Below are 24,283 nucleotides of genomic sequence, written 5' to 3'. Positions count from 1 at the left end.
CCGCGTCCGGCTCCGTGTCCGGTATCACGTCGGGCTCCGTGCCCCGCAGGCCGCACTGGCGCCCGGCGGCCCTACTGTTTGGCCCCCACCTCGAACAGCAGCCAGAGGAACGCCGCGAAGACGTGCCCGACCGCGATGTAGATGATCAGCCGGATCCAGAGGGTGCGGGGGAACTTCTCCTCGATGTCCTTCATGGCGTCTCTCCGATGTCCGAAGGGGTCGGGCCCAGGCACAGCGTGGCCGTGGGGCTCTGCAACAGGGTGTGGACGAAGAGCAGTTCGACCCCGTCGGCGTCCTGCGCCGCTATGCGGTGCGGGGTCAGCGAGTCGAAGTGCGCGCTGTCACCGGGCCCGAGCAGTTCGGTGGTGTCCCCGAGGCGCAGCCGCAGCCGCCCCCGCAGGACGTGCAGCCATTCCTCCCCGGGGTGCACGCGCACGACGTCTCCCTGGGAGCCGTACGGCACGTGGACCCGCAGGGCCTGCATCCCGCGCCCGGAGGCGCCCGCCTGCCAGTACGTCCAGCCGCCCGCGCGGGTCGGTTCCATGCCCGCGCCGCGGACGACGGCGTCCCGGTCGGCGGACGTCTCACCGAGCAGTTCCGAGACCGTCGTACCGTAGACACGGGCGAGCGCGAGCAGCATCGGCAGCGAGGGCTGGCGCTGCCCGGTCTCCAGGCGGGAGAGATGGGCGGGCGACAGCCCGGCGGCGCGGGCCGCGGCCTCCAGGGTGAGGGCGGCCCTGCGGCGCAGGGCGCGCAGCTGGGGGGCGACGGCGTGAAGAGCCCCGGCTGGTTCCGCCGGGTCCTCGGACTCGGGCGAGCTCATGGCTCCATTCCACGCCGGAATTGCCTCTGCGGCAAATTTGTTGCCTCAGAGGCAAAAACGGCGCAGGCCCGGACCGTCCTCCCGGTCGCCCGCGCGCGGGCGGCTCAGCGGTTGGCCACCGCCTGCTTCACCAGCGTCCTGCCGAAGTCCCACATCAGCCCGCCGCCGCCGTGCGCGTCGTCCATCACGGCGGTGAAGGCGTCGACGAACCGGTCCACCTCCCGCTCGCCGACGATCAGCGGCGGGATCAGCTTGATCACCTCCAGGTGGTCACCGGAGACCTGGGTGAGGATCCGGTGCCGTTGCAGCAGCGGGACCACCACCATCTGCGCGAAGAGTCCCTTGCGGGCCGCCTGGAGCATGGCCCACCGGCTGCGCAGCTTCAGCGACCTGGGCCTCCCGAACTCGATGCCGATCATCAGACCCCGGCCGCGGACGTCGGCCAGCAGTTCGTACTTGTCGACGAGTGCCGCCAGCCGGGACCTGAGCAGGTCACCGGTGGCCCGCGCGTTGGCCACGACCTGCTCGTTCTCCAGTACCGACAACACCGCGAGCCCGGCCGCCATGGCCTGGGCGTTCGAACCGAAGCTCGCCGAGTGCACGAGCACCCGGTCCATCGAGGAGTAGACCTTCTTGAAGATCCAGTCCTTGCCGAGCGTGGCGCCGACCGGCACATAGCCCCCGGACAGCGCCTTGGCCACGCACACCAGGTCCGGCTCGACGCCGTCCTCGTGCTGGTAGGCGTAGAAGTCGCCGGTCCGGCCGAGACCCGTCTGCACCTCGTCCGCGATCAGCAGCGCCTTGTGCCGGTGCAGCAGTTCCTGCGCGGCCCGCAGATATCCGGGCGGCGCCTCGTGCACCCCCTTGCCCTGGATCGGCTCGACGATGAGGGCGGCGACGTCTCCCTTCCCCAGCTCACCGGCCAGTGCGTCGAGATCGCCGAGCGGGACCGCCGTGTCGGCCAGCAGGGGCGCGAACCCGTCCCGGAACCCGGACTCGCCGTTCACCGACAGCGAGCCCGTGGTGAGCCCGTGGAAGGCGTGGTCGCAGTACAGGACCCTCGGCCTGCCGGTGGCGTACCGGGCGAACTTCAGCGCCGTCTCCACCGCCTCGGTGCCGCTGTTGCCGAAGAACACCCGGTCCAGATGCGGGCTGTGGGCGAGCAGCTTCTCGGCGAGCAGCCCGGGCAGCGGCTGGCAGTCGAAGCGGGTCAGGTCGGCGAGCTGGGCGTCGAGGACGTCGTGCAGCGCTTTGCGGACGACGGGGTGGTGCCGGCCCAGCCCCATCACCCCGAACCCGGCGAGCATGTCCAGGTAGTCGTTGCCGTCCGCGTCCCAGAAGTACGCGCCCTCACCGCGCTCGTAGACCTTGTCGAAGCCGATGGTGTGCAGCATGCGCGGCAGTTGGTGGTTGAGGTATCTGCCGTGCAGCTCGTAGCGCTCGGCTCCGCGCTCGGCCAGGAGGGCGCCGAGGTCGAACTCCGTGGTCATTCCGCTTTCTCCTTGACTGGGCCGGTCGCCGCGGCGTCGAGGGACCGGACGTCCCCGGCGGCCAGGCTCGCGCTGATCCGGCCGGCCACCTCGACGGGGGTGAGGCCGATGTCGGCGAGCACCTCGCCGCGCTTGGCATGCGCGAGGAACTGCTCGGGGATGCCGAACCGCCTTACGGGCACGTCGACGTCGGCGTCGCCCAGGGCCAGCGCCACCGCCGATCCGACGCCGGCGGCACGGCTGTTGTCCTCGACGACGGCCACCAGCCGGTGCCCGGCGGCGAGGCCGGGCAGGGCCGGGTCGACGGGCTTCACCCAACGGGGGTCGACGACCGTGCAGCCGACGCCCCTGGCCTCCAGCAGCTCGGCGGCCTGCAGGCACACCGGCGCCATCACGCCGACGGCCACCAGCAGCACCTGCGCGCGGTCGCCGCGGTGCAGCACGTCCATGCCGCCCACCCGGCCGACGGCCGGCACCTCCGGTCCGACCGACTCCTTCGGGAAGCGGACCAGGGTCGGCGCGTCGTCCACCGCGACCGCCTCCCGCAGCTGCGCGCGCAGCTGCTCGGCGTCGCGGGGGGCCGCGATGCGCAGCCCCGGGACGACCTGGAGCACGGACATGTCCCACATGCCGTTGTGGGAGGCCCCGTCCACGCCGGTGACGCCGGCCCGGTCCAGCACGAACGTGACCCCGCAGCGGTGCAGGGCCACGTCCATCAGCAGCTGGTCGAAGGCCCGGTTGAGGAAGGTGGCGTAGACGGCGACGACGGGGTGCAGGCCGCCCGTCGCCAGCCCGGCCGCGCTCACGGTCGCGTGCTGTTCGGCTATGCCGACGTCCCACACGCGGTCCGGGAAGCGCTCGGCGAACCCGCCGAGCCCCACCGGATGCAGCATCGCCGCGGTGATCGCCACCACGTCGTCGCGTTCCTCGCCGATCCGCACGATCTCCTCGCCGAAGACGGACGTCCAGGACGGGCCGCCGGCGGGCGCGAGCGGCACGCAGGTGAGGGGGTCCATCGCACCCACGGTGTGGAAGTGGTCCTCCTCGTGCGCGAGGGCGGGCTCGTACCCGCGGCCCTTCTCGGTCAGGCAGTGCACCAGCACCGGCCCGTGGAAGCGCTTGGCCCGCCGCAGCGCGGACTCGACGGCCTTGATGTCGTGTCCGTCGATGGGGCCGACGTACTTCAGGCCGAGGTCCTCGAACATGCCCTGCGGCGCGAACGCGTCCTTGAAGCCCTTCTTCGCGCCGTGCAGCGACTCGTAGACCGTGTGGCCGACGACCGGGGTGCGCAGCAGCACGTCCTTCCCCCAGGCCAGCACCTTCTCGTAGCCGTCGGTCGTGCGCAGGGTCGCAAGGTGGTTGGCGAGTCCGCCGATGGTCGGCGCGTAGGAGCGCTCGTTGTCGTTGACGACGATGATCAGCGGCCGGTCCTTGGCGGCCGCGATGTTGTTCAGCGCCTCCCAGGCCATGCCGCCGGTGAGGGCGCCGTCGCCGATGACCGCGACCACATGGCCCTTCTCGCCCTGCACCTGGCGGGCCTTGGCGAGGCCGTCGGCCCAGCCGAGGACGGTGGAGGCGTGACTGTTCTCGATGACGTCGTGCTCGGACTCCTCACGGGAGGGATAGCCGGACAGGCCGCCCTTGCCGCGCAGTTTGGAGAAGTCCTGACGCCCGGTCAGGAGCTTGTGCACATAGCTCTGGTGTCCGGTGTCCCACAGGACGCGGTCGACCGGCGACTCGAAGACCCGGTGGAGCGCGACGGTCAGTTCGACCACACCCAGGTTGGGTCCCAGGTGTCCGCCGGTCCTGGCGACCGCGTGCACCAGGAACTCCCTGATCTCTTCGGACAGTTCACCGAGTTCCGCCTCGGACAGCGCCTTCAGGTCGCGTGGTTGCCGGATGTTCTCCAGGATCGTCACGTCGGGCCCCCTTCGGTCCGTGCTGTTCAACTCACGGTGACGGCCGGCTCCCCCGCCGCGACGCCGTCCTGTTCCATCTGCTCGGCGATCTTCATCGCCTCCTCGATGAGGGTCTCCACGATCTTCGACTCGGGCACGGTCTTGACGACCTCGCCCTTCACGAAGATCTGGCCCTTGCCGTTGCCGGAGGCGACCCCCAGATCCGCCTCCCGCGCCTCGCCGGGGCCGTTGACGACGCACCCCATGACGGCGACCCGCAGCGGGACCTCCATACCCGTGAGGCCCGCCGTGACCTCTTCGGCCAGCTTGTACACGTCGACCTGGGCGCGGCCGCAGGACGGGCAGGAGACGATCTCCAGGCCTCGCTGCTTGAGGTTCAGGGACTCCAGGATCTGGATGCCGACCTTGACCTCCTCAACCGGCGGGGCGCTCAGCGACACCCGGATCGTGTCGCCGATGCCCTGCGAGAGCAGCGCGCCGAACGCCACCGCCGACTTGATCGTGCCCTGGAACGCCGGACCCGCCTCGGTCACCCCGAGGTGCAGCGGGTAGTCGCTCTGCGCGGCGAGCTGGCGGTACGCCTCGATCATCACGACCGGGTCGTTGTGCTTGACCGAGATCTTGATGTCCCTGAAGCCGTGCTCCTCGAAGAGGGAGGCTTCCCAGAGGGCGGACTCGACGAGGGCCTCGGGGGTCGCCTTGCCGTACTTCTGGAGCAGGCGGCGGTCCAGCGAACCGGCGTTGACGCCGATGCGGATCGGGGTGCCGTGCTCCTTGGCCGCCTTGGCGATCTCCTTGACCTTGTCGTCGAACTGCTTGATGTTGCCGGGGTTCACCCGGACCGCGGCGCAGCCCGCCTCGATCGCGGCGAACACGTACTTCGGCTGGAAGTGGATGTCCGCGATCACCGGGATCTGCGACTTGCGGGCGATGGTCGCGAGGGCGTCCGCGTCGTCCTGCGTGGGGCAGGCGACACGGACGATCTGGCAGCCGGACGCGGTGAGTTCCGCGATCTGCTGCAGGGTGGCGCCGATGTCCGACGTACGCGTCGTCGTCATCGACTGCACCGACACCGCGGCCCCGCCCCCGACCGCCACCGGTCCGACCTGGATCCGCCGCGACTCGCGTCGCGACGCCACCGGCCGGACCGGCATCCCGGGGACGCCCAGGGGGACGGCGGTCATGTCGTCACTCCCGGTTTCCGTTGACGGTCTCGCGCAGGGCGCGCAGGGACTCCTTCAGCGAGCCCATCGTGGCGAGGACGGCGGTCGGCTCGTAGCCGCAGTGCGCCATGCAGTTGGCGCAGCGCGGGTCCTTGCCGCGGCCGTACTTGTCCCAGTCCGTCTCCTCGATCAGCTCGCGGTACGTCGGCACGTACCCGTCGCTCATCAGGTAGCAGGGCCGCTGCCAGCCGAACAGCGAGTAGTTGGGGATCGCCCACGCCGTGCACGGGAAGTCGGCCTTGCCCTCGAGGAAGTCGAGGAACAGGGGTGAGTGGTTGAGCCGCCAGCGGCGCCGGTTGCCACCCGAGAAGGCCTTCTTGAACAGCTCGCGGGTCTGCTCCACGCCGAGGAAGTGCTCCTGGTCGGGAGCCTTCTCGTAGGCGTAGGCGGGCGAGATCATCATCTCGTCGACCTTGAGGTCGTCGTTGAGGTAGTTGAGCACCTCGATGATGGTCTGCGGGGTGTCGGTGTTGAAGAAGGTCGAGTTGGTCGTCACCCGGAAGCCGCGCCGCTTGGCCTCCTTGATGGCCGCCACGGCCTCGTCGAACACACCCTCCTTGGCCACCGACTCGTCGTGCCGCTCGCGCAGCCCGTCGATGTGCACGGCGAAGGCGAAGTAGGGAGAGGGCGTGAACTTCTCCAGCTTCTTGCGCAGCAGCATGGCGTTGGTGCAGAGGAAGACGTACTTCCTCTTGGCCACCAACTGCCGCACGATCTCGTCGATCTGAGGGTGCATCAGGGGCTCACCGCCCGCGATGGACACCATCGGCGCACCGGACTCCAGCACCGCGCCGACGGCCTGGGCGACCGGCATGCGCTGCTTGAGCACTCCCGCCGGGTGCTGGATCTTGCCGCAGCCCTCGCACTTGAGGTTGCAGGCGAAGAGCGGTTCCAGCTCGACGATGAGCGGAAACTTCTCCCGCTTGCGGAGCTTCTGTTCGGCCAGGTATGTAGCGACCTTGATGGACTGGCGCAGTGGCATGGCCATGTGGCTCACCTCCGGGGGAGCAGAACATTACGGTGCCATTCGAAAAAGGCAGGCAGGACCGAGCGAAGGACGCGGAAAGCCGATATTCCACCGCGTACCGTGCCGATCCGGACGAGTTCATGTTCAGGAGCGTCCACGACCACCCGGACGGCCGCAACCGGGCGCGGCTCCGCGCGCACGGCGCTCAGCAGGGTGGCCGCCGACTCCATGTCGAGGGCGATCGCGCCCGTCGCGAGCAGGTCGGCCCGCTCGTGACCGCGAACGACGTGGTCGGAGCCGGTGAGGGGGCCGGTGTGGACGGTGCGCCCGGGCAGGGTGCGGGCGAGTTCCTTGACGAGCAGTTCGGTGCCGACGCAGGGGACACTGCCGCGCGGGTCGCGGGTCTCCTCGGCGACGACCAGGTCGCCGGGGTGCATACCGGGGGCGAGGCCCGCGCAGAAACCCGTGGCCAGCACGGCCGCCCCGGCGAACACCGGGTCGGCCAGGACGCGGGTGACGGAGCGCTCCGCCGCCTTCGGTCCCATGCCCGTCCGCAGGACGGTGACCGGCCCGTCGGCTCCGCCGCGGTCGCCCATGCGCAGGGCGAGGTGCTCGATGCCGAGGGCGCAGGCGATCAGCAGCGGCGACGGGACGGACTGTGTTCTCATCAGCTCCCCTTGACCTCGGTGGGAGCCGCGTGGGTGGCGGGCTGCGTGCTGAACGGCTCTCCGTGGACATACCGGCCGAGCGCGGTCAGCGGGAAGACCTGACGGTAGAGGTGGTAGTTGATCGAGAAGTCCCAGGGGAAGCCCGTGCCGGTGAAGTAGGGCTCGTCCCAGGAGCCGTCCTCCCGCTGGGTCTGCGCCAGCCAGGCGACGCCCCTCTCGACGGCCTTGGAGTCCCTCTCCCCGGCCGCCAGCAGCGCCATCAGCGCCCAGGCGGTCTGGGAGGCCGTCGAGGCGCCCCGGGCGCTCCAGCGGGTGGCGTCCTGGTAGGAGCGCAGGTCCTCGCCCCAGCCGCCGTCGTCGTTCTGCACCCGCTCCAGCCAGGAGACCGCCCGCCGGATCGCGGGGTGCTGCGCGGGCAGGCCCGCCGCGGTGAGGGCCGGTACCACCGACCCCGTGCCGTAGACGTAGTTGACGCCCCAGCGCCCGAACCACGAGCCGTCGGGCTCCTGTTCGGCCAGCAGCCACTCGATGCCGCGCCGGGTGCGCGGGTCGTGCGAGAGTCCCTCGACCGCCAGCATCTCGACCACGTGCGCGGTGACGTCGGCGGACGGCGGGTCGATGACCTCGCCGAAGTCGCAGAAGGGCATCCGGTTGGGGAACGGGCTGGTGTTGTCGACGTCGAAGGCGCCCCAGCCCCCGTTCTTCGACTGCATCCCGAGGTTCCAGCGCACCCCGCGAGCGATGGCCCGGTCCATCCGCTCCGGGTCGTGGTGCTTGACCCGGCGCAACGCGAGAACGACCTCGGCGGTGTCGTCGATGTCGGGGTAGTTGTCGTTGTGGAACTCGAACGCCCAGCCGCCCGGCGGCAGTTGGGGCCTGCTCACCGACCAGTCGCCCGGCCGGACGACCTGTTCGCCGAGCATCCAGTCGGCGGCCTTGACCAGTTGGGGATGGTCGGCGGGAAGTCCCGCGTCGGCGAGCGCGATGGTCGCCAGGCAGGTGTCCCACACCGGCGACTGACAGGCCTCGATCATCCGCGCGCCGTCCTCGCGCCACACGGCGTACCGGTCCAGCGACTCGAGGCCCGCCCGCATCACCGGGTGCTGGAGGTCGTAGCCGAGCAGGTGCAGGGCGATCACCGAGTACACGGCCGGCGGCTGGATGCCGCCCCAGGCGCCGTCGTTCTCCTGCCGTTCGATGATCCAGCGGGCGGCGGCGTTCAGGGCCGCGCCGCGCAGCCTGCGCACCGCGACCGACCGGTAGCCGCGCACGACCTTGTCGAGCCGCTGGAAGAGCCCGTCCCAACTGTTCACCGGGGCGAGGGGCTTGGCCGGGTTGGGATGCGCGGGATCGGTGTGCAGCTCGTCGAGCGGGAAGGGCGCCGGACGCACCGGGCGCTTCGCCGACACCACGGTGAGCGGCACGATCGTCTGCCGCGCCCAGCAGCCGAAGTTGTAGATGCTCAGCGGGAACCATTTGGGGAAGAACAACAGCTCCGGCGGGAGTTCGGGCAGGTCATCCCACTTCCACCAGCCGAACAGGGCCAGCCAGATCCGGGTGAAGACCCGGGCGGAGGCGATGCCCCCCTGCTCGCGGATCCACCCGGAGGCCCGGCGCATGTGGGGCGCCTCGGGGGCGTCGCCCGCCAGCCGCAGGGCGACGTACGCCTCGACGGTGGCGGAGAGGTCGGGCGGACCGCCGTAGAAGGTGGCCCACGTGCCGTCCTCGCGCTGCTCGCCCCGGACGAAGAGAGCGGCGGCCCGGGTGGTGGCCTCGTCGCGGATGCCCAGGAACTGACGCAGCAGCAGGTCCTCGGCGTCCATCGTGACGTTCGTCTCGAGGTCGCCCTTCCACCAGCCCTCGGCGTCCTGCCCGGCGAGCAGGAAGTCGGTGGCGCGTTGCATCGCGCGGGTGGCGGCTTCTTGTACCCCGGCCGCCACGGGGATGGTGATGTCGGTTTCGCTGGCCGCGGCAGCGCGGGGCGGCAGAGCCCCGGTGCTTCCGTCGGTCGTCGCTGTCATGGCTTCCCCTTCGTGCAGTGTGCATGGCTTTGCGTCTGCTGTGGGTCCGCCGTCGGCCGGTGCTCACTCTCCTCGCACACCGGCCGGCGACTACGCGAGGGCTATTCGACCGATAGGGATCATCTCTTTCGTACGACGACGAAGTCGGCGAGCGCCGTGAACCGGTCCCGCACCTGCTCGGACATGTCCACGGCGTTCAGGGCGTCCAGGGCGACGGCGTGCTGGCGGCGCGCCTCCCCGGCGGTCCAGTCACGGCCGCCCGCCTCCTCGATCAGGGCGGCGCGGGCCGCGAACTCCCCCTCGGAGAAGGTCTCGAAGTCGCTGCTCTTGGCGTCGGCGGCGAGGATCTCCCCGAGCCGCTCGGAGGCGGAACCGCCCGCCGCGAGCGCGGCGACCACCGGCAGGGACTTCTTGCGCTGGCGCAGATCGCTCCAGGTCTGCTTGCCGGTGGCCTCCGGGTCGCCCCAGATGCCGAGCAGGTCGTCCACGGCCTGGAAGGCCAGGCCGAGGTGGTAGCCGTACTTCTCCAGGGCGTCGGCGGTGTGCCGGTCCGCCCCGCCGAGCACGGCGCCGATGGAACTGGCGCAGGCCAGCAGGGCGCCGGTCTTGTTGCCCTCCATCTCCAGGCACTCCTCGACGCTGACCCGGTCGCGGTGCTCGTAGGAGATGTCCTGGGCCTGGCCGTCGATGAGGGCACGGGTGGCGACGGTCAGGCGGTGGGTCGCCCGGGCCGCCTCGGCCGTGCCGAGTTCGAGGAGGATCTCGCCCGCGAGGGCGAACAGGGCGTCGCCGACCAGGATGGCCTGGGCGGGGCCGTGCACCTTCCAGACGGTGTCCCGGTGCCTGCGCTGCTCGTCGCCGTCCATCAGGTCGTCGTGCAGGAGCGAGAAGTTGTGGACCAGCTCGACGGCGACCGCGCCGGGGACGCCGGCCTCGGGAGCGGCCCCGGTGACCTCGGCGGAGAGCACGGCGAGGGCGGGACGCACGGCCTTGCCGCCGTCGCCGTCGGTCGGGTTGCCGTGGGCGTCGATCCAGCCGAAGTGGTAGGCGGCGACCGTGTCCATGGGCGGTGCCAGACGGTCGACGGCCGCCCGCAGCACCGGGGTGGCCAGGGTGCGGCCGCGCTCCAGGAGCGCGGTCACGTCCACCGCGGTCCTCCGAGCGGCCGGCGTGGCCGGGGGCACAGTGGGCACGTTTTCTCCTCTTGTTGCGGTGCTGGAGAGGGTGCGGGGGTGTGCCGAGCCGTGCTGATCGAGCATCAGGCCGCCTCCTCGAACGCGAAGAGGCGGCGGGGGCGGGGCCGGCCCAGGGCGCTCAGCGCGGCGTCCGCCGCGCTCACGCCGCTGCGGACCGCACTCTCCATGGTCGCGGGCCACCCTGTGGCGGTCCACGCTCCGGCCAGGTAGAGGCCGGGGGTTCTGGTGCGGGCGCCGGGCCGAAGGCGACCGACGCCGGGGGTGGGGGCGAACGTCGCCGTGCGCTCCCGGGTCACGAAGAAGTCCCGCACCCCGGCGCCGCGCGTGCCCGGCAGCAGCCGCTGGAGTTCGGGCAGATAGCGCTCGCGCAGCGCGGCGACGGGTTCGTCGATCTCGTCCTGCGCGGCGGACTGGGACAGGGCGAGGTACTGGCCCTCGCGCAGCCCGGAGGCGGCGGTGCGGTCGAAGACCCACTGCACGGGCGTGCCGAGCGCCGCGAGGAAGGGCTTGTCGAGCACCTTGCGGTCGTAGACGACGTGCACGTTGAGGATGGGCGCGGTGCCGATCTCCAGCAGCCGCTCGGCGTCGTCGAGCGCCCCGTCGGGGAGCAGGTCGTACGCCTCGCGCTGCGGGACGGCGAGGACGACCGTGTCCGCGCGGAGCGTCTCGCCGGGAACCTGAACGCTCCACGTCCCGTTCTCGTCAGGAGACAGGGAGGTGACGCGTGTACGGACCTCGGTACGCACGCCCGCGGAGTCGAGCGCCTTGCGGGCGAGCCGGTCGTGCAGTTCACCCAGCGGGACATGCGCCCAGCCGATGTCGGCGGCGCCCGGGTCGGACAGCAGACCGGTCTTGAACACCATCGCGGCGAGCCCCAGCGAGGAGTCGCCCGCGACGGCGTTGAGAGTGGCGACCCCGACCAGGTCCCAGAGGGCCTCGACGGCGCGTGCCGACTGACCGTGCGCGGTCAGCCAGCTGCCGAAGTCCTGTGCGTCCAGCCGCGGATCGGCGAGGTCGAGCCCCTTGAGCGCGAGCGCGGCACGGCCCACCCTGGCGCGTTCGGAGAGCGAGAGATGCGGATACGTGGCGAGGCTGCGTCCCAGGTGCAGGGGCACGGGCAGCGCGTCGCGGCGCAGCCTGCCGAGCCGCCGTCCCTCCGGTCTGGCCACGTCGACGACGGGCACGTCGAGACGATCCTGCAAGGGCGCCAGCGCGCTGCCCTCGATACGCTCGAGGAACCAGCGGTAGGCGGTGCAGCAGCGCAGGTACACGTGCTGTCCGTTGTCCACGGTCAGGTCGCCGCGCCGGAAGGAGAAGGCGAGGCCGCCGAGCCGGGGCCGGCCTTCCAGCAGCGTGACGCGTACGCCCGCGTCGGCGAGCGCGAGCGCGGCGGTCACCCCGGCGAGCCCTCCCCCGACGACGACGGCGGTGCGCCCCGAAGGGCCGGACGCTTCCGAGGCGTCCGCGAGTTGCTCGTCGTTCATCCTGCGCCCTCCCGTGCGGACCGGCCATGGTGTTCGAACTCTGCACCGCTGGCCGTCGCAGTCAGGGACGCCGCGCCGCACCGGAGGGTTGCGTGCCGCTTTTCGCCGGTGGAATCACCTAGGCCCACTTTGTCACCGGTCGCGCCCATCAGGGGTGCCTCCTGACGGCCCGCCGCGACACGTGCCGGGCGTCCAGGCCCGACAGCCCGCGTACGGCCACGAAGGCCTTCTCCCGTCCGGGCAGCGAGACCCGGCCGCGCAGCACGGCCTCGGGGTCGCGCTCGATGCGGTCGAGGAGACGGCGGTAGATGCCCGCCATGGCGGCGACACAGGCGCCGCTGCGCCGGTCGAGCAGGGGAAGCAGCCGGTAGCCCTCGGCGAAGAGGGCACGGGCCCGCCGCACCTCGAAGTGCACGAGACCCGCGAAGTCGGATCCCTCCGGCGGCTTCGGCCCGTCGAACCCGGCCGAGCAGCCGAACTTCGCGAGGTCGTCGGCGGGCAGATAGGTGCGGCCGCCCTCGGCGTCCTCGCGGACGTCCCTGAGGATGTTCGTGAGCTGGAGCGCGAGCCCGAGCGTGTCGGCGTACTCCGGCGCACGCTCGGCGCCGCGCGCCCCCCGTTCGGTGCCGAACACGCCGAGCGAGAGCCGCCCGATGGCGCCCGCCACGCAGCGGCAGTACACCTTCAGGTCGTCCCAGGTCTCGTAGGTCTCGCCGCGCACGTCCATCAGGACGCCGTCGATCAGCTCGTCCAGACCGCGCAGCGGGATGGGGAAGGCCCGGGCCGTGTGCGCGAGGGCGACCGCGACGGGGTCGGTGTCGTCCTCCGCGACCTCGCCCGCGCGGACCCGGGCGAGCAGCGTCCGGGTCTCCTCGAGCCTGGCGGTCTTGACCTCGCCGCCCAGTGCGCCGTCGCCGATGTCGTCGACCCGGCGTGAGAAGGCGTACAGCGCCGACATCGCGCGGCGCTTGGGCGTGGGCAGCAGCCGGATGCCGTACGCGAAGTTACGGGCCTGCTGTCCGGTGACGGTCTCGCAGTAGCCGTAGGCGGCGAGTACCGGCGCGGACACGTGTGGTGACGGCTCCACGGCCCGGATCACCCCTCTCCTCGCAGGGTCACGCCCACCTCGCGCAGCAGCCGGAGCCTGCCGGGCTTGGGCGGGCCGGGAAGTACGTCGTACCCGGCGGCGGCGATCGCCTTGATCGCCGCGCTTCCCCCTGCCACGAAACCCGCGAGCAACAGCCTCAGCCTGCCGTGAACGCTACCCACCAGGGGGGCGCCTTCATTCAGCAGATCGCGGGCGCGTTCGGCTTCGTACGCGACCAGCGCGCGCAGCGACGCACCCGCGGTGTTCGTGGCCAGATCCGATTCCTTGACGTGAAAGCGCTTCATGTCCGCGGCGGGCAGATAGACACGGTCGCGGCCGAGGTCCTCGGACACGTCCTGGAGATGCTCGACGATCTGCAGCGCGGTGCAGATCGCGTCGGAGCGGCGGATCCGCTCGGGGGTGGCGGCGCCGGTGACGGCGAGGACCAGCCGGCCCACGGGATTGGCCGACAGCTCGCAGTAGGCGAGGAGGTCGTCGTAGGTCTCGTAGCGCGTGACGAGCTGGTCCTGACGGTTGGCGGCGATCAGCCCGAGAAAGGGCTCGACGCCGAGCGAGCGACGACGGACGGTCGGCTGGAGACGGCGCAGCAGGGGGTGCCGGGGCGGGCCGCCGGATCCGTCGAAGACACGATGCAGATCGGCCTCGAAGGCGTCCAGCACGGCGAGGCGGTCCTCGGCGGCGGTGGCCGACACGCCGAGCAGCCGGGCGTCCGCGCCACCGGGGGCGAGGTCACCGTCGCCGATGTCGTCGACGAGCCGGGCGAAGCCGTACACGGCCATCAGGTCGTCGCGCCAGGCCCTGGGCAGGAAGAAGGGGGCCACCGGGAAGTTCTCGTCCGCGGCCTTGTCGAGCGTGCCGCGCTCCGGGTCGCCGATGCGTGGCGCGGCGGGCGCCGTCATCGTCGACCGCCCGGGGCGGGGACGGCACGGCTCGCGTCGATCTGGGGAGTTTCCGTAGCCATCGCCGTCACATCTCCCGTTCTACACTGCCGACCTAATACACACTATTTCGGACACGCCGCCGAGCCGCCCGCGCGGCGTCCCCGACGGCGGGCACCGCGCGTTTTCGCCCCACTTGGCGCGATTCGGGGGCCGGTACAGCTTACGTTGTACAACGCAGCACGGTTCGCGGGGGTGTCCGGGACATCACAACAACACACCGATTGGCGTCAAGATTCCTAGGCTGACCCGGAGTTGACGTTTCCTTTGCAGACGCAGGGCCCCGCCGGACAGTTCCGGCGGGGCCCTGGCCGAATCGCGCTACTTGCCCGAGAACTTCTCGTATTCCCGCATGACCTCTTCGGTCGGGCCGTCCAGCCGTAGTTCGCCGCGTTCCAGCCACAGCACGCGGTCGCAGGTGTCCCTGATCGACTTGTTGCTGTGGCTCACCAGGAACACCGTGCCGGCGTGCTCGCGCAGCTCCCGGATGCGTTCCTCGGAGCGCCCCCGGAACTTCGCGTCGCCGGTGGCCAGGGCCTCGTCGATCATCAGGACGTCGTGGTCCTTGGCGGCGGCGATGGAGAAGCGCAGCCGGGCCTGCATGCCGGAGGAGTAGGTGCGCATCGGCAGGGTGATGAAGTCGCCCTTCTCGTTGATGCCGGAGAAGTCGACGATCTCCTGGTAGCGCTCCTTGATCTGCTCGCGGGACATGCCCATGGCGAGCCCGCCGAGGGTGACGTTGCGCTCGCCGGTGAGGTCGTTCATCAGGGCGGCGTTGACGCCGAGCAGCGAGGGCTGGCCGTCGGTGTAGACCTTGCCGCTCTCCGGCGGCAGCAGACCGGCGATGGCGCGCAGCAGCGTGGACTTGCCGGAGCCGTTGGAGCCGATCAGGCCGACGGCCTCGCCGCGGTGGGCGACGAAGGAGACGCCGCGCACGGCGTGCACCTTGCGCACCCCGCGTTCCTCGCCCTCGCGGCGCCCGCGCTTGACGATGCGGCTGAGCGCCGCGGTGGCGCTGCCCTTGCCGGACTTGGCGCCGTTGACGCGGTAGACGATGTGGACCTCGTCGGCGATGACGGTCGGGATCCGTTGTCCCGCGAGCGGCTCAACCACGGCCGTACCTCTCCTCCGCCTGCCAGAAGTACACGAAGCCGCCGACGGCGACGAGGACGGCCCAGCCGCCCGCGACCGCCCAGACGTGCGCGGGAAGGTTCTCGGCGCCGTACTCCTCGATGAGCGCGAAGCGCATCAGGTCCATGTAGATGGCGGCCGGGTTCCACTGCAGGATGTTGGCCACCCACTGCGGCTTGTCCGCGAGGAAGACGGGGATGGAGAACATCACGCCGGACGCGTACATCCACGTCCGCATCACGAACGGCATCAGCTGCGCCAGGTCCGGGGTCTTCGCGCCGGCCCGGGCGAAGATCAGCGCCAGACCGGAGTTGAAGCAGAACTGCAGGACGAGCACCGGGACGATCAGCGTCCAGGAGGCGTCCGGGTAGCTGCCGAAGCCGATCACGACCAGGAACAGCACCAGCATCGAGTACAGCAGTTGCTGAAGCTGCTGCAGGGCGAACGAGATCGGCAGTGAGGCACGCGGGAAGTGCAGGGCGCGGACCAGGCCGAGGTTGCCCGAGATCGCCCGGACGCCGGTCATCACCGAGCTCTGTGTGAAGGTGAACACGAAGACGCCCGTGACGAGGAAGGGGATGTACACCTCCTTCGACATCCCCCGGCCGGCGTCGAGGAGCAGGCCGAAGATCATGAAGTACACGGCCGCGTTCAGCAGTGGCGTGGCCACCTGCCACAGCTGGCCCAGTTTGGCCTGGCTGTACTGGGAGGCCAGTTTCGCCCGGGAGAACGCCATGATGAAGTGCCGGCGCCCCCAGAGCTGCCGGACGTACTCCCGCAGCGCGGGCCGGGCACCGCTCACGGCCAGCCCGTACTTGGCGGCCAGCTGTGCCGCCGTGAGGCCCTCGTCGGGCGACGGAGGCGCGGTCACCACGACTCCGACGTCATGCGTTGTCTCACTCACAGGTAGGAAACTTTCGTCTTCGGGATGCGCAGCCTTGACGAGGCCGGCATGAGCCGGGGGGCCCGCGGTACGGCCCGGGGTGCCCTCAGGGACGAGCTTGTCAGATCACCGGGGGCCGGCCCAGTCGGGTCAGCCGCCACACCGTACGCCACTTCATGGGCCTACGAGGTCCGCACGGAGTGCTCCAGCCTTCCCGGAAACCGCCGAACCAGGCCTTCAGCGCGGACCCCGAGGGGCGGCGCGCCAGGGTGAGCAGCAGCCAGACCCCGAGATAGACGGGGACCAGCGGAGCGGGAAGGTTGCGCCGGGCCAGCCAGACCCGGTTGCGGGCGACCATGCGGTGGTACACCGCGTGCCGCGAGGGCGCGGTCGTCGGGTGGTACAGCACCATGTCGGACCGGTAGTCGATCATCCAGCCCGCGTCGAGGGCCCGCCATGCCAGGTCGGTCTCCTCGTGCGCGTAGAAGAACTCGTCCGGGAGCCCGCCCACCTCCGCGAAGACCTTCGTGCGCACGGCGTTGGCGCCCCCGAGGAACGTGGTGACCCGGGAGGAGCGCATCGGGTCCGATGCGCGCAGCCGCGGCACGTGGCGGCGCTGGGTGACACCGGTCTGCGGGTCGGCGATCCGGAAGCTGACGATGCCCAGCCTCGGATCGGCGTCGAAGGCCCGGCGGCACAGCTCGGCCGTGTCGTGGTGGGCCAGGAGACCGTCGTCGTCCAGGAACAGCAGGACGTCGACGTCCCGGCCGCTGGGTCCGAAGGCCTCGATGCCGACGTTGCGGCCGCCGGGGATACCGAGGTTCTCGGGCAGCTCGATCGTCCTGACGCCCTCGGGGACGTCCGGGACCGGCGAGCCGTTGCCGACCACGACCACCTCGACCCGGTCGCCGTCCTGCTTGGCGATCGAGTCCAGCAGTGCTCTCAGCTCGTCGGGGCGGTTGCCCATGGTGATGACGACGGCGCCGACCTTCCCGGGCGCGCTCACTTCAGCCTGCTCGACGCGAGGATGGACACCAGGTGCAGCAGGGTCTGGAGCAGCGCGACGCCGGCCAGCACGGCCACGCCGAGCCGGGAGAAGAACAGGTCGTCGCGCATCTGGTCGACGACCGCCAGCACCAGGATCAGCAGGGACGCCTCGATGCCGAGGATCAGCCGGTGGAACTGGAGCGCCGAGGCGGCCCGGCGGGCCAGCGCCATCCCGGAGGAGCGCGGTTCGGAGGCCGACTCCTTGACCGGCGGCAGACCGCCCTGGTGCCGGGCGACGCCGACGAGGTCGGTCTCCGCCTTGATCAGGATCGCGCCGAGCGCGGCGAGCGTGCCGAGGAAGGCCCAGAGCCAGTCGATGCGTCCGGTGCCCCACGGGTCGGCGGCGCGCAGGCCGAAGCCGACCAGCACGGCGGCGTCGGTGAGATACGCCCCGACCCGGTCCAGATAGACCCCGCCCAGCGAGTACTGCTTCTTCCAGCGCGCGATCTCGCCGTCGACGCAGTCCAGCAGCAGGTACATCTGCACGCACACCACGCCGAGCACGGCGCCCGTGATCCCCGGCACCAGCAGGGCCGGGGCGGCGAGCACGCCGAAGACGGTCATCAGGTACGTGAGCTGGTTGGGCGTGACCCTGGTGTTGACCAGGTAGCGGTCGACCCGCAGGGACACCTCACGCATGTAGAGGCGTCCCATCCAGTGCTCACCGCTGCGCCGGTCCTTCACCCCCGGAGGGTGGACGACCGGTCTGAGTTCAGCTACCGATGGCCTTGACATAGTCGGCGTAGATGTCCTTGATCTGTTCGGTCTTGAGGTCGAGGTGTTCGAGGATCGTGTAGCGGCCCGGCCGGGTCTCGGGAGCGAACTCCACGGCACGGACGAACTCGTCCACCGTGAAGCCGATCTCCTGCGGCAGGACCGGGAGTCCGTGGCGGCGCAGCACCTGGGCCATGTGGGCCGACTCCTCGTGGGCTCCGCGCAGGTACATCGCGAAGGTCGCGCCGAGTCCGCACTGCTCGCCGTGGGCGGCCGCCCGCTTGGGGAAGAGCAGGTCGAAGGCGTGGTTGATCTCGTGGCACGCGCCCGAGGACGGGCGGGAGTCGCCCGACACCGACATCGCGACGCCGCTGAGCACCAGCGCCTCGGCCAGCACCTGGAGGAAGCCGGTGTCCCCGATGCCGCCCGGGTGGCGCAGCACCGCCTCGCCGGCCTGCCGGGCGATCGCGGCGGCGAGGCCGTCGATCTTCTCGCCCTTGATCCGGTTGGCGAGCTCCCAGTCCGCGATGGCGGAGATGTTGGAGACGGCGTCACCGATGCCCGCCCGCACGTAGCGGACCGGGGCCTCGCGGATGACGTCCAGGTCGATCACGACGGCGATCGGGTTCGGCACACCGTAGGAGCCGCGCCCCGCGTCGTTGTCGAGGGTGGCGACCGGCGAGCACAGACCGTCGTGCGCGAGGTTCGTCGGCACGGCGACCAGCGGGAGGCCGACGCGTGCCGCGGCGAACTTGGCACAGTCGATGATCTTGCCGCCGCCCAGGCCGACGACCGCGTCGAAGTGGCCGGCCTTTATGTCGGTGGCCAGCTGGACGGCGTCGTCGAGGGTCCCGCCGCCGACCTCGTACCAGGTGGCGCCGGGCAGGGCCGGGGTGAGGCGCTCGCGCAGCCGGGCGCCCGAGCCGCCGCTGACGGCGATCGCGAGTTTGCCCGAGTGCGAGATGCGCTCGTCGGCCAGGACCCCGACCAGGTCGTCGAGGGCACCCGGGCGGATGTCCACGACGACCGGTGAGGGGATCAGCCGGGTCAGTACTGGCACGCGATCTCCCGTCCACGGGCGAGATCGTCGTGGTTGTCGATCTCGACCCACGCGACGTCGCCGATCGGTGCCACGTCGATGCGGAAGCCGCCGTCGACGAGCTCCTGGTAGCCGTGCTCGTAGAACTGCTGCGGGTCGTTCTCCCACACGGTCTTGAGCGCCTCGGCCAGTGCGGGGGCCGCGTCGCCCTCGATGAGGGTGACACCGATGTACTCACCGGTGGCATCGGCCGGGTCCATCAGCTTGGTGATCCGCCGGACGCCCAGGTCGGGGTCGACGACGACCTTCATCTCCTCGTCGGCGAGGGACTTCACCGTGTCGAGCGCGAGGATGATCTGCCTGCCCTCGCCGCGGGCGGCGAGCAGCGTGTGCTCGACGGACACCGGGTGGACGGTGTCGCCGTTGGCGAGGATGACCCCGTCCTTGAGGGCGTCACGGCCGCACCACAGGGAGTAGGCGTTGTTCCACTCCTCGGCCTTGTCGTTGTCGATGAGGGTGAGCTTGAGGCCGTACTTCGCCTCCAGCGCCGCCTTGCGCTCGTACACGGCCTCCTTGCGGTAGCCGACGATGACCGCGACCTCGGTCAGACCGATCTCGGCGAAGTTGCCGAGCGTCAGGTCCAGGACCGTGGGCTCGCCCTCTATGCCCGCGGGCCCCACCGGCACCAGCGCCTTGGGCAGGCTGTCGGTGTAGGGGCGCAGACGCCGTCCGGCGCCGGCCGCCAGCACGAGGCCGATCATGCGGGTTCTCCTTCATCGTGTACGGACGGGGCGCCTGCCCGGTGGGCGGCGACCCAGAAGCGGATGCTCTCGAGGAGCACCACGAGGGCGACGACCACGGCGAGGACCGTGAGCGCGACCGTGAACTGCGAGGCGGTGAGCAGCACGGCCAGCACGACGACGAGCAGCGTGCGCCCGTCCTGCCCCCCGACGGCGCGCACCAGCCAGGCCGGCGGCGCTCCGGCGTTGCCGCGGATGCGGTACACCGTGTCGTAGTGATGGTAGGCGACGGCGGCGACCAGCCCGAAAGCCGCGGGCAGCGCTCCGTTCACGTCGGCCTTGGCCGCGAGGACGAGGACGGTGCAGTACTCCCCGGCCCGGAAGAGCGGCGGGACCAGCCAGTCGAGGGCGCCCTTGAGGGGGCGCAGGAGGGCGTCGGCGGAGAGCAGGACGTACAGGACGGCGGCCAGCAGGAGCGAGAAGCCCGGCCCGTCGAGCGAGGCCGCGAGCACCAGCAGGAGAACGCCGGCGACCGCGGCGAGCGGGGCCGGGATGCGGATCCCGACGGGGAGCGTGCGGGCCAGCAGTTCGGTGAGCGGGCCGCTGTCGGCGAGGTCAGCCAGTGCCTGCGCCGCCCGGTCCGTCCGCCTGGCCTTGCGGGTCAGCGAGCGCAGGACCCGGCCCGCCGTGGTGTAGGTCGCCGCGAACGCGCAGCCGACGAGCAGCGCGTAGAAGGTGATGCGGGGGGTGGTGGCAGCGGTGAGAACGGCGATCATGGCCCATCGTTCACCGATGGGCAGGACTATCATCCGCCGCACCCAGACCGTCCAGCCGACGCTGTCGAGCTTGTCGGAGAGGGCGGCGGTGGGGCTGGTGTTTGCGGTGGCGTCGTGGTTGGCCTCGTTGAAGGAGAAGTCCACGACGTGCCGGCAGGTCTGGAGGACCATCGCGCCCAGCGCCAGGGCCCACACGTCGTCGCCGCCCCGGGCCGCGCCGAGCGCGAGACCCGCGTAGTAGGCGTACTCCTTGGCGCGGTCGAAGGTGGCGTCGAGCCAGGCGCCGAGCGTGGAGTACTGCAAGGAGTAGCGGGCGAGCTGGCCGTCGGTGCAGTCGAGGACGAAGGACGCGATCAGCAGCACGCCGGCCGCGACGAACCCGCCCCGGGTGCCGGTGGCCGCGCAGGCCGCCGCGATCAGCGCGGTGACCAGCGAGGCGGTGGTGACCTGGTTGGGGGTGAGGCCGCGGCGGGCGCACCAGCGGGCGAGGTAGCGCGAGTACGGGCTGATGCAGTACGTGGTGAAGAAGCCGTCGCGCGCCTTCACGGCCGACTTGAGGCGGACCGCCTCGTCGTCGACGGCGGCGACGGCCTGCCGTGCCTCGTTGCGGGCCTGCGGGTCGGCCGGGACCTCGGCGACCAGACTGCCCAGTTCGGGGCGGTGCACGTCGACGCCGTCGGCGTCGAGGGCGGCGACGACCCGGTCGGCGAGGCTGTCGACGATGCTGTCGGCGTATTCCACGCTCGGCCTCGCCGGCGCGGGAGCACCCCCGTGGGCGGTGCCGGCGCTCGCCGAGTTCTCCCTGGCCATCGCGCGGGTCAGGGCCTGCCGGCCGGCCGGCTGCGCGGTCACCGCGCCCGGGATCGCGCCGAGCGGGAAACGCGGGTCGGTGAGGCCGAGGCGCAGCGCGTGCTCGTGACCCACGAAGCGGGCGTCCACGACGGCGACGCGCTGGTCACCGGGGACGGCGGCGAGGAGGGCCTCGGCGTCACCGGCGTCGGAGGCGGTCCGGACGTCGAAGCCGAGGGACCGCAGATCGCCCTCGATCGACGATCCGGGGACCGGCGAGCCGGTGAGGATGGCGGTCGACAACCGAACTCACTCCCTGGGTCCGGCGCGTTCACGCCGGTCATGTACACGATGGATGCGCCCCTGGGCCGCACCGGCGACTTCACCGGTGGCCGCACCAGGCGGGCGGCATGTCGGCAGAGGCTATCGGATGCCGGGAACACCGTGTTCACCGCCCGTTCAGGCAGGTCGACGCAGTCCGGCAGCACGGCTTGAACTCGGCTTGAACCGGCCTTTGCCGAGATCATCATCGGTGATCGGCGGCCCGGGCGACAAACCGCGCCCCCAAGAGCCGACATCCAGGACATTGTCCACCGGGCCGGGGCGTCCGTACCGGTCGGGACGGGAACTTCCGGCATGACATGGGTCATCACCGCCGGAACGGATACATCGCAGACTTCGGGGCATCGCGGGCACAGGGCGATCGGGGCATCGGGGCACAGGGCGCTTCCGGCACGGGTGCCACGACCGGGGGGACGACCGGGCAGGGGAACGCGTCGCCGTGGCCGGGCGCCTTCCCGCCGCGCGCCGGGTCCACGGCCGCACGCCCGCCGGGCAACAGCTGGGGATGCCCTGACCTGCGATTCGTTTCCGCAGGTCAGGGCACATGACAACGGTGTTCAGTGCCGCGTTGCCGGATACCCCCCACCCGTAGTTCACTGTGATCGCGGGGCAGATCGCGACGGCCCACGACGGACCACAGAAGGGCTGCTTCCATGGGGGCTGGGCACGACCACGGCCATACGCACACCCACGTGCCGGCCACCGCCACGGCGGCGTACCGGGGCAGGTTGCGCGTCGCACTGTCGATCACGCTCGGCGTCATGGTCGTCGAGATCGTCGGCGGGGTGCTCGCGGACTCCCTCGCACTGGTCGCGGACGCCGCGCACATGGCGACGGACGCGCTGGGCCTCGGGATGGCGCTGCTCGCCATCCATTTCGCGGGCCGGCCGCCGAGCGCGAACCGCACCTTCGGACTGGCCCGCGCCGAGATCCTCGCGGCCCTCGCCAACTGTCTGCTGCTGCTCGGCGTGGGCGGCTACGTCCTGTACGAGGCGGTCCAGCGGTTCTTCACTCCCGCCGCCACCGAGGGCGGGCTGATGATCTGGTTCGGCGGGATCGGCCTGGTCGCGAACATGGTCTCGATGTCGCTGCTGATCCGCGGCCAGTCGGAGAGCCTGAACGTGCGCGGGGCGTTCCTGGAGGTGGCGGCGGACGCGCTGGGGTCGGTGGCGGTGCTGATCTCGGCGGTGGTGATCCTGACCACCGGCTGGCAGACCGCCGACCCGATCGCCTCGCTCGTCATCGGCCTCATGATCGTGCCGCGCACCCTGAAGCTGCTGCGCGAGACGCTCGACGTGCTGCTGGAATCGGCTCCCAAGGACGTCGACATGGCGGAGGTGCGGTCCCACATACTCGCCCTGGACGGGGTGGAGGACGTGCACGATCTGCACGCGTGGACCATCACCTCCGGGATGCCGGTGCTGTCGGCGCACGTGGTGGTGCGCTCGGACGTACTGAACGCGATCGGCCACGAGAAGATGCTGCACGAGCTCCAGGGCTGCCTGGGCCACCACTTCGACGTGGAGCACTGCACCTTCCAGCTGGAGCCGAGCGGGCACGCGGAACACGAGGCGCGACTCTGCCACTGAGCGTGCACCGGTCTGCCACTGAGCGTGCACCGGCCGTCCGCACCGCATGATCCGCACAGACGTTCCGGACGGTTCCCCGCGCCCGGCGCCGGGCAAGATCACCTACCGGGCCCCTTGCCGCGCGGGACAGGCGCGCTTGCGCGTGAAGTGCCGGGAGTGCCGGACGCGTACGGCAGACTGGGGACGCGAGGACCGATGCTAAGGATGGGTATGCCGATCACACCTGCCACCGCGACACAGACGTCGTCGAACGGCACCGCGGACGCGATCTTGCTGGAGCTGGTCGACGAGAACGGCGTCACGATCGGCACCGCGGAGAAGCTGGCCGCCCATCAGCCGCCGGGGCAGCTGCACCGCGCCTTCTCCGTGTTCCTCTTCGACGAGCGGGGCCGGCTGCTGCTCCAGCGGCGGGCGCTCGGCAAATACCACTCCCCCGGTGTGTGGTCCAACACCTGCTGCGGTCACCCCTACCCCGGTGAGGCGCCGTTCGCGGCGGCCGCGCGGCGCACCTTCGAGGAGCTCGGGGTCTCCCCGTCACTGCTCGCCGAGGCGGGAACGGTCCGCTACAACCACCCGGACCCGGAGTCGGGTCTGGTCGAGCAGGAGTACAACCACCTGTTCGTGGGGCTGGTGCAGTCCCCGCTGCGGCCGGACGCGGAGGAGGTCGGCGACACGGCCTTCGTGACGCCGGCCGAGCTGGCGGAGCGGCACGCCGGGGACACGTTCTCGGCCTGGTTCATGACCGTGCTGGACGCGGCACGCCCGGCGGTCAGGGAGCTGACGGGGCCGTCGGCCGGCTGGTGACCCTCAGGGCACCCGCACGGGCTTGAGCGGCAGGGCGGCCCAGATCACCTTGCCGCCGCCCGACGTGTGCTCGACGTCGCAGACCCCGCCCGCCTCCAGGGTGATCTCCCGCACCAGCAGCAGTCCACGGCCGCCCGTGCGGCCGTGGTCGGCCTCCAGGGCGGTCGGACGGTAGGGGTGGTTGTCCTCCACCGACACCCGCACCCACTCGGCCCCGACCGCCACCTCCACGGCGAGCACCGGCGACAGCACCGCCGCGTGCCGGACGGCGTTGGTCACCAGTTCGGAGACGATCAGCAGGAGCCCTTGGGCCAGGTCGTCGGAGACCGGCACACCCTGGCGGTACAGCAGGTCCCGCACGGCGTGTCGCGCCTGCGGGACCGAGGCGTCCACGGCGGGCGCGGTGAAGCGCCAGACGCCTTCGTAGGGCAGCGGCCGGGGCACGGCTTCCGCAGAGGATGCGGAGGGTTCGCCCGGGGCGCCCTCTGGGCGTGGGTCGGGCCCGCGCCCTTGATCGTCCATCGTCCGGTCGCCACCCTCGCGCTCGATTGTCACCACACGTGCAGTGTTGGTACCGAGGCCCTCCCCTCCG

At 71.3% G+C, this 24,283-nt stretch carries 23 protein-coding genes; 2 read left to right on the top strand and 21 right to left on the bottom strand.

All coding sequences use genetic code 11. The annotated features are described in order from the left end of the window. Nucleotides 1-71: 71 nt before the first annotated feature. From QQM72_RS05950 to QQM72_RS05860, 20 genes are all read right to left on the bottom strand, one after another. Entirely contained in the window at nucleotides 72-194 is a 123-nt protein-coding gene (locus tag QQM72_RS05950) for a DUF6126 family protein (RefSeq protein ID WP_314219713.1), read from the bottom strand. After that, entirely contained in the window at nucleotides 191-823 is a 633-nt protein-coding gene (locus tag QQM72_RS05945) for a helix-turn-helix domain-containing protein (RefSeq protein WP_314219712.1), read from the bottom strand. Before QQM72_RS05945 ends, QQM72_RS05950 begins: the two co-directional genes overlap by 4 nt. Nucleotides 824-927: 104 nt before the next feature. Beyond that, nucleotides 928-2,313, bottom strand: coding sequence for an aspartate aminotransferase family protein (locus QQM72_RS05940; RefSeq protein ID WP_314219711.1), 1,386 nt, complete (start codon nucleotides 2,311-2,313; stop codon nucleotides 928-930). After that, on the bottom strand, nucleotides 2,310-4,232 hold the full coding sequence (dxs, locus tag QQM72_RS05935) for a 1-deoxy-D-xylulose-5-phosphate synthase (RefSeq protein WP_314219710.1): 1,923 nt from the start codon (nucleotides 4,230-4,232) through the stop codon (nucleotides 2,310-2,312). Before dxs ends, QQM72_RS05940 begins: the two co-directional genes overlap by 4 nt. Nucleotides 4,233-4,258: 26 nt before the next feature. Further along, nucleotides 4,259-5,416 carry a flavodoxin-dependent (E)-4-hydroxy-3-methylbut-2-enyl-diphosphate synthase gene (gene ispG, locus QQM72_RS05930; protein WP_314219709.1) on the bottom strand — a complete coding sequence of 386 codons (1,158 nt, stop codon included), beginning with the start codon at nucleotides 5,414-5,416 and terminating at the stop codon, nucleotides 4,259-4,261. A 4-nt stretch (nucleotides 5,417-5,420) separates the two neighbouring features. Continuing rightward, the gene (gene hpnH / locus QQM72_RS05925; protein ID WP_314219708.1) at nucleotides 5,421-6,443 is read right to left on the bottom strand and encodes an adenosyl-hopene transferase HpnH; all 1,023 of its coding nucleotides are present in this window, start codon (nucleotides 6,441-6,443) and stop codon (nucleotides 5,421-5,423) included. A gap of 5 nt (nucleotides 6,444-6,448) precedes the next feature. After that, nucleotides 6,449-7,090 (bottom strand): phosphorylase family protein, encoded by a 642-nt coding sequence (locus QQM72_RS05920; protein WP_314219707.1) that lies wholly within the window; start codon nucleotides 7,088-7,090, stop codon nucleotides 6,449-6,451. Continuing rightward, nucleotides 7,090-9,111 carry a squalene--hopene cyclase gene (shc, locus tag QQM72_RS05915; RefSeq protein WP_314219706.1) on the bottom strand — a complete coding sequence of 674 codons (2,022 nt, stop codon included), beginning with the start codon at nucleotides 9,109-9,111 and terminating at the stop codon, nucleotides 7,090-7,092. Before shc ends, QQM72_RS05920 begins: the two co-directional genes overlap by 1 nt. A gap of 119 nt (nucleotides 9,112-9,230) precedes the next feature. Further along, on the bottom strand, nucleotides 9,231-10,259 hold the full coding sequence (locus QQM72_RS05910; RefSeq protein ID WP_314220131.1) for a polyprenyl synthetase family protein: 1,029 nt from the start codon (nucleotides 10,257-10,259) through the stop codon (nucleotides 9,231-9,233). Nucleotides 10,260-10,369: 110 nt separating this feature from the next. Beyond that, a complete protein-coding gene (hpnE, locus tag QQM72_RS05905; RefSeq protein ID WP_314219705.1) occupies nucleotides 10,370-11,791 on the bottom strand; it encodes a hydroxysqualene dehydroxylase HpnE in 1,422 nt (473 codons plus the stop codon). Then, entirely contained in the window at nucleotides 11,788-11,940 is a 153-nt protein-coding gene (locus QQM72_RS40835) for a DUF6380 family protein (protein ID WP_399076112.1), read from the bottom strand. The genes hpnE and QQM72_RS40835 overlap by 4 nt, the downstream gene beginning before the upstream one ends. After that, a complete protein-coding gene (gene hpnD / locus QQM72_RS05900; protein ID WP_314219704.1) occupies nucleotides 11,940-12,890 on the bottom strand; it encodes a presqualene diphosphate synthase HpnD in 951 nt (316 codons plus the stop codon). Before hpnD ends, QQM72_RS40835 begins: the two co-directional genes overlap by 1 nt. Next, on the bottom strand, nucleotides 12,887-13,798 hold the full coding sequence (gene hpnC, locus QQM72_RS05895; protein WP_314219703.1) for a squalene synthase HpnC: 912 nt from the start codon (nucleotides 13,796-13,798) through the stop codon (nucleotides 12,887-12,889). The genes hpnD and hpnC overlap by 4 nt, the downstream gene beginning before the upstream one ends. 360 nt (nucleotides 13,799-14,158) lie before the next feature. Beyond that, on the bottom strand, nucleotides 14,159-14,950 hold the full coding sequence (locus QQM72_RS05890) for an ABC transporter ATP-binding protein (protein ID WP_020129465.1): 792 nt from the start codon (nucleotides 14,948-14,950) through the stop codon (nucleotides 14,159-14,161). Then, a complete protein-coding gene (locus QQM72_RS05885; protein WP_314219702.1) occupies nucleotides 14,943-15,872 on the bottom strand; it encodes an ABC transporter permease in 930 nt (309 codons plus the stop codon). Before QQM72_RS05885 ends, QQM72_RS05890 begins: the two co-directional genes overlap by 8 nt. Nucleotides 15,873-15,972: 100 nt before the next feature. Further along, nucleotides 15,973-16,857, bottom strand: coding sequence for a glycosyltransferase family 2 protein (locus QQM72_RS05880; RefSeq protein ID WP_314219701.1), 885 nt, complete (start codon nucleotides 16,855-16,857; stop codon nucleotides 15,973-15,975). Then, the gene (locus tag QQM72_RS05875) at nucleotides 16,854-17,633 is read right to left on the bottom strand and encodes a CDP-alcohol phosphatidyltransferase family protein (RefSeq protein WP_314219700.1); all 780 of its coding nucleotides are present in this window, start codon (nucleotides 17,631-17,633) and stop codon (nucleotides 16,854-16,856) included. Before QQM72_RS05875 ends, QQM72_RS05880 begins: the two co-directional genes overlap by 4 nt. Then, nucleotides 17,611-18,672: an iron-containing alcohol dehydrogenase family protein gene (locus QQM72_RS05870; RefSeq protein ID WP_314219699.1), complete on the bottom strand. Its 1,062-nt coding sequence runs from the start codon at nucleotides 18,670-18,672 to the stop codon at nucleotides 17,611-17,613. The genes QQM72_RS05875 and QQM72_RS05870 overlap by 23 nt, the downstream gene beginning before the upstream one ends. Further along, nucleotides 18,660-19,412, bottom strand: coding sequence for a phosphocholine cytidylyltransferase family protein (locus QQM72_RS05865; protein WP_314219698.1), 753 nt, complete (start codon nucleotides 19,410-19,412; stop codon nucleotides 18,660-18,662). Before QQM72_RS05865 ends, QQM72_RS05870 begins: the two co-directional genes overlap by 13 nt. Further along, nucleotides 19,409-21,259, bottom strand: a complete 1,851-nt coding sequence (locus tag QQM72_RS05860) for a DUF5941 domain-containing protein (protein WP_314219697.1) — start codon at nucleotides 21,257-21,259, stop codon at nucleotides 19,409-19,411. Before QQM72_RS05860 ends, QQM72_RS05865 begins: the two co-directional genes overlap by 4 nt. Nucleotides 21,260-21,951: 692 nt before the next feature. On the opposite strand from QQM72_RS05860, the gene QQM72_RS05855 reads away from it, so the two are divergent. Together QQM72_RS05855 and idi are read left to right on the top strand one after the other, a co-directional pair. Next, on the top strand, nucleotides 21,952-22,887 hold the full coding sequence (locus tag QQM72_RS05855; RefSeq protein WP_314219696.1) for a cation diffusion facilitator family transporter: 936 nt from the start codon (nucleotides 21,952-21,954) through the stop codon (nucleotides 22,885-22,887). 210 nt (nucleotides 22,888-23,097) lie between these two features. Next, nucleotides 23,098-23,691: an isopentenyl-diphosphate Delta-isomerase gene (idi, locus tag QQM72_RS05850; protein ID WP_314219695.1), complete on the top strand. Its 594-nt coding sequence runs from the start codon at nucleotides 23,098-23,100 to the stop codon at nucleotides 23,689-23,691. 3 nt (nucleotides 23,692-23,694) lie between these two features. Here the strand turns inward: idi and QQM72_RS05845 are convergent, their stop codons facing one another. After that, entirely contained in the window at nucleotides 23,695-24,213 is a 519-nt protein-coding gene (locus tag QQM72_RS05845; RefSeq protein WP_314220130.1) for an ATP-binding protein, read from the bottom strand. Nucleotides 24,214-24,283 lie beyond the last annotated feature (70 nt).

This window comes from Streptomyces zaehneri (assembly GCF_032248645.1).
Classification (GTDB): domain Bacteria; phylum Actinomycetota; class Actinomycetes; order Streptomycetales; family Streptomycetaceae; genus Streptomyces; species Streptomyces coriariae.
Note: the sequence above shows the minus strand (reverse complement) of the source record. Positions and strands in the feature narration are given on the sequence as shown.